General features: G+C 72.8%; 1 protein-coding gene and 2 pseudogenes. 2 read left to right on the top strand and 1 reads right to left on the bottom strand.

Annotated elements, in window-relative coordinates:
* Positions 1-75: 75 nt before the first annotated feature.
* Positions 76-2,280: pseudogene (locus ABZ641_RS30060) on the top strand (LamG-like jellyroll fold domain-containing protein); the annotation flags it as partial.
* Positions 2,281-2,458: 178 nt separating this feature from the next.
* On the opposite strand, the gene ABZ641_RS30055 reads toward ABZ641_RS30060, so the two are convergent.
* Complete coding sequence (locus ABZ641_RS30055; protein WP_359986813.1) at positions 2,459-3,121, bottom strand: helix-turn-helix domain-containing protein; 663 nt, start codon at positions 3,119-3,121, stop codon at positions 2,459-2,461.
* 69 nt (positions 3,122-3,190) lie between these two features.
* On the opposite strand from ABZ641_RS30055, the pseudogene ABZ641_RS30050 reads away from it, so the two are divergent.
* A pseudogene (locus tag ABZ641_RS30050) lies at positions 3,191-3,379 on the top strand (FAD-binding oxidoreductase); the annotation flags it as partial.

Raw genomic sequence — 3,379 nt, 5'->3', positions numbered from 1 at the left:
GGGAACGGGCCAGGAACGGGCGGAGCCCGGCGCGGGTGACCAGCCCCTCGCACCGGCCGAAGTGGTCGCGGACGCAAGGACCTCGGCGAGAAGATCGTCGTGCCGTACCCGGTCGAGTCCCTGCTGTCCGGCGTGGAGCGGCACGAGGACCACATGTTCTACCGGCGCACCGTCACCGTGCCCAAGGGCTGGAAGATCGGCAAGGACAACCGGCTGAAGCTGAACTTCGGCGCGGTCGACTACCGGGCGACGGTCTGGGTCAACGGCACGAAGGTGGCCGAGCACACCGGCGGGTACACCGGGTTCGGTGCCGACATCACCGACGCGGTCAAGGGCACCGGCCCGCAGGAGATCGTCGTCGCCGTCACCGACACGGCCGGGGCGAACCAGCCGATCGGCAAGCAGTCCAACACCCCCGGCGGCATCGTCTACACCCAGTCCTCGGGCATCTGGCAGACCGTCTGGATGGAGCCGGTCGCCGCCGCCTCGGTGGAGAGCCTGACCGCCACCCCCGACATCGACTCCGGCACCCTCGCGCTGACCGTCGACTCCCCCGGCGCGCCCGCCGGAACGCTGGTCAAGGCGGTCGCCAAGGACGCCAAGGGCAACACCGTCGGCTCGATCAGCGGGCCCGCCAACACCCTGCTGCACCTGCCGGTGAGCAACCAGCACCTGTGGACGCCCGACGACCCGTACCTCTACGACCTGAAGGTCACCCTGACCGGCGGCGGCTCGACCGACACCGTCAAGAGCTACTTCGGCATGCGGAAGATCGCGCTGGCCGACGTCGGCGGGTACCGGAAGATCGTCCTCAACGGGAAGCCGATCTTCTCGCTCGCCCAGCTCGACCAGGGCTTCTGGCCGGACGGCCTGTACACGGCGCCGAGCGACGCCGCGATCGCCTTCGACCTGAAGACGCAGAAGGACCTCGGCTTCAACGCCGTCCGCAAGCACATCAAGGTCGAGTCGCCGCGCTGGTACTACCAGGCCGACAAGCTGGGCCTGCTGGTCTGGCAGGACTTCGTCTCCGGCGACTACAGCACCGCCGCCGGCCGGCAGGAGTTCGAGGACGAGGGCGCGGCGGAGATGAAGCTGCTGCACAACTCCCCCTCGGTGATCGGCTGGATCGTCTTCAACGAGGGCTGGGGCGAGTGGGACCGGACGGAGACCGGCAAGCTCACCGAGGCGGTCAAGGCGGCCGACCCGTCCCGCCTGGTCAACGCCCACAGCGGGGTCAACTGCTGCGCCTCCAAGGGTGATTCCGGCAAGGGCGACATCATCGACCACCACGACTACGGCAACACCGACCCGGCCTTCCCGGACGCCACCCGGGCCGCCATGGACGGCGAGCACGGCGGCTTCACCCTCCGCTCCCCCGGCCACATGTGGCCCGGCGCCCCGACCGTGATCTACAGCGGTGTGGCGGACAAGGCGGCGCTCACCCAGAAGTACGTCCAGAACACCGAGACCTTCTACCTGGCGGCGGCCGGCGCCGAGCTCTCCGGCTCGGTCTACACCCAGGTCACCGACGTGGAGAACGAGCTCAACGGCCTCTGGACGTACGACCGTCGGCAGATCAAGGTCGACGCCGCCCAGGTCCGCGCGGTCAACCTCAAGGTCATCGCGGCCGGCGCCGCCGCCGGCGCCCGCTCCGAGCTGCACGGCGGCGCTTCCTGGGCGCTCGACGAGGGCACCGGCCCCACCGCCGCCGACCAGGGCCCCAACCACGCCGACCTCACGCTGAACGGCGCCTCCTGGGCGCCGGGCGTCAGCGGCAGCGCCCTGAAGGTCAACGGCCAGGGCCAGTACGCGCAGACCGCCGGCCCGGTCCTCGACACCACCAAGAGCTACTCGGTGTCGGCCTGGGTGACCCTGGACGCCCTGCCCGGCAACTACGCCTCCGCCCTCAGCCAGGACGGCCGGCGCGTCGAGAACCCCTTCTACCTGCAGTACGGCCAGGGGGCGTTCGCCTTCAGCCTGCCCGGCGGCAACCGAGCCCGGCTGCCGATCACCCCGCAGCTCGGCCGCTGGTACCACCTGGTCGGCGTGCACGACGGGGCGGGCAACACCATCCAGCTGTACGTCGACGGCGTCCTCGCCGCGTCCGTGCCCTCCGGCCCGGCCGACGTCAGCACCGGCCCGCTCGCGATCGGCCGCGCCAAGTACAACGGCCAGAACACCGACTTCTGGAACGGTTCGGTCGACCAGGTGCACGCCTACGACCGGGCCCTGACGGCGGCGGAGGTGAGCGCCCTGCACACCGCCGAGACCCCCGCGTAACGGCGGCATCCGGCCCCGGCCCCGGCAGCAGAACCCCGCTGCCGGGGCCGGGCGCATGTCTTCGAAGGCGCTCGGGCGGTCACTCCGGGGGCGCTGGGGGCACCTCCCTGTGGTGCACCCGTGAGCTCTGAGGACGCGCCCGCGGGCCGCACTCGTCCGGACGGCTCGCGGCAGCGGGTCAGGGCGCGGCCGGTCCGAGGGCGGTGCGGGCGGCGGCGAAGAGGCGTGCGCAGCGCTGCGCCATCGCGTCCGCGGACTCCTCGGGGTGCTTGATCCACCAGCGGACCAGGGCGGTGGCCAGGCCGCGCCAGGCGTGGGCGAGGGCGTCCGCGTCGAGCGGGTCCGGTTCGGTCCGGTCCGCCCCGGGGTCGTCGGCGGGGCCGGTCCGGTGGAGGAGGTCGAGGGTGCCGGCCGCGGCGAGGTCGTCGACGGCGGCCCGGTAGCGGGCGGCGAGCCGGGCGGGTTCGCTGTCGGGCGGCAGTGAGCCGTCGTAGAGGACGAACCAGGCCTCGCGCTGCCCCTCCAGTGCGGTGAAGAGGTTGTGCAGCACCCGCAGGGGCGTCGGCGGCCGGTCGTCGCCGTCCGCGGCCATGGCGGTGCGGACGGCCTCCAGCAGCCGGTCGCCGACCGGGGTGAGGCAGGCGAGGTAGAGGTCCTGCTTGGGGCCGAAGTACTGGTGCAGCAGGGTCTTGGTGACGCCGACGCGTGCGGCGACGGCCGCGAGCGAGGTGGCCTCGTAGCCGCGGCGGCCGAACTCCTCGGTGGCGGCCGCGAGGATCTGCCGTTCGCGGTCGGCCCGCGGGACGCCCTTGGTGCCGGCCCGGGAAGGGGGGATTGCCATGCCCTTGATCTTACCCTACGGTAATTTACCGCTTGGTAAGTTCCTGCCACCGCCGCCCGAGGGAGCCCCATGGCCGAGGCCGCCGCACCCCGCACGCACCGCACCCGCTCCTGGTGGGGCTGGGGTTGGGCCGACGCCCACCCGGACGACGCCGAGTGCGTCGCGATGGGCGCCCTCGTCCCCGGCACCCTGGCCCGCCCGCTCCCCCTCCCGCGGATCGCCGACCTGCGGATCGGCCCGCCGGCGGCCACCCCGCCG

Origin of the sequence: Kitasatospora sp. NPDC007106 (assembly GCF_040634455.1) — a bacterium.
GTDB classification, from domain to species: domain Bacteria; phylum Actinomycetota; class Actinomycetes; order Streptomycetales; family Streptomycetaceae; genus Kitasatospora; species Kitasatospora arboriphila.
Note: the sequence above shows the minus strand (reverse complement) of the source record. Positions and strands in the feature narration are given on the sequence as shown.